General features: G+C 73.2%; 3 protein-coding genes. All 3 read right to left on the reverse strand.

Going from position 1 to position 927, the window contains the following annotated elements; genetic code table 11:
• Nucleotides 1–257: DJ-1/PfpI family protein (locus tag AC27IQ_RS25780; protein ID WP_487091339.1), on the reverse strand; the 257-nt coding region annotated here is incomplete at its 3' end.
• An 18-nt stretch (nucleotides 258–275) separates the two neighbouring features.
• Nucleotides 276–698: a DUF6691 family protein gene (locus tag AC27IQ_RS25785; protein WP_284430508.1), complete on the reverse strand. Its 423-nt coding sequence runs from the start codon at nucleotides 696–698 to the stop codon at nucleotides 276–278.
• 16 nt (nucleotides 699–714) lie between these two features.
• Nucleotides 715–927: YeeE/YedE family protein (locus AC27IQ_RS25790; RefSeq protein WP_487091340.1), on the reverse strand; the 213-nt coding region annotated here is incomplete at its 5' end.

Genomic DNA, 927 nt, shown 5'->3' on the forward strand with positions numbered 1-927 from the left:
TTTTCGTCGTGGTGGAAGCCCTGCACCTGGCCGGCCTTCGGGGCGATGATCCGGGTGGCGATGCCGGCCTTTTGCAGCGCGTCGCGCGGGCCGGTCAACTCGACCTGTTCGAAGCCGTCGGTCACGAGGATGGCGACGGTGCGGGCGCTGGCGGCGGGAGAGGATGCGGTCATGGGTGGGGTCCTTTCAAAGGCCACCAATCTAGGGGCCGTGGTGCCCGTGGCGTGTCGGCCAACTGCCATCGCGGCGCAGGACATCGGCCTGCCTGGCGGTCGTCAGCCGCGACCGCGCCAGCGCTCGATGCCCTCGAACACCGCCATGCCGGCCAGCAGGGCGGCCACGAACCACACGCCGTCCGGCACCCCCATGCCCAGCAGCACCAGGGCCGGGCCGGGGCAGATGCCGGCCAGCCCCCAGCCGATGCCGAACAACGCGCTGCCGCCCACCAGCCGCGCGTCGATGCCGTGCGCGGCGGGCCACTGCAGCGGTGTGCCGCGCAGCGTGGTGCCCCGGCGGCGCGCCATCGTGAACGCCACCAGGGCCACGCCCACGGCGCCAGCCATCACCAGGGCGAGCGACGGGTCCCAGGACCCCGCGATGTCCAGGAACCCCAGCACCTTGGCCGGGTCGGCCATGCCGGACACCAGCAGCCCCAGCCCGAAGACCAGGCCCGCAGCAAAGGCGATCAGAACGGTCATGGCGCGTTCCCTCCGTTCAGGCCAGGTGCCGCAGCACGAAGACGGTGCCCATGCCGGCCGCCATGAAAACCAGCGTGGCCACCAGGGAGCGCACCGACCAGCGCGACAGTCCGCACACGCCGTGGCCGCTGGTGCAGCCCGCCCCGTAGCGCGTGCCCACGCCCACCAGCAGGCCCGCGGCGATGAGCAGGCCCGGGCCGGCGTCGATGCGCACTGCCGGCAGGGGGTG

This window comes from Acidovorax sp. KPB24-07 (assembly GCF_057543315.1).

What these genes read in the sequence shown, in the direction of transcription:
- AC27IQ_RS25785 (WP_284430508.1), bottom strand. Translation starts at nt 698, where the DNA reads ATGACCGTTCTGATCGCCTTTGCTGCGGGCCTGGTCTTCGGGCTGGGG.